The sequence below is a fragment of the Corallococcus sicarius genome (assembly GCF_003611735.1).
Lineage (GTDB): Bacteria > Myxococcota > Myxococcia > Myxococcales > Myxococcaceae > Corallococcus > Corallococcus sicarius.
Map to the genome: position 1 here is coordinate 1 of NZ_RAWG01000717.1, position 483 is coordinate 483.

Annotated in this window: 1 pseudogene; it reads left to right on the forward strand. The window is 68.9% G+C overall.

Annotated elements, in window-relative coordinates:
- A pseudogene (locus tag D7X12_RS41855) lies at positions 1-483 on the forward strand (J domain-containing protein); the annotation flags it as partial.

Genomic DNA, 483 nt, shown 5'->3' on the forward strand with positions numbered 1-483 from the left:
GTCCTCGCTGGCGCGACCCCGCCCCTGCGCCTGGGGCCCGCTCGCGCCAGCGAGGACGACCTGTGGCGCATCGTCTCCTTCGACGAGTCCAACGACCCCTCGCAGAACCTCACCGCGTCCTTCGAGGCCGCCCTCCAGCAGGTGGACGCCCACCTGGAAGCCCTCGTCCGCTCGGACGTGGGGTCGGCGGGTGAAGCCAACGAATTCCTCGTCGAGGCCATCGTCGAGGCGACCTTCGAGCCACTGCCTTCTCCCCGGTTCGCTGCCTTCCCCGGTGACAACGGGGGGGCTTCTGGACAGACTGATGAGTCCGAGCTGTCCGGTGAACTGGACGACTGGGATTTTGACGAGGACGACGTGGCGGCCGAAGACCCCTCCAACCCCGACGAAGCCTCCAAGCTCCGGCGCCAGCGCCTCCTGCGCCGCGCCATGGAGAACATGGGTGCGCTCGGAGGACGCCCGCTCCCGCCCACCTGTCTCTTA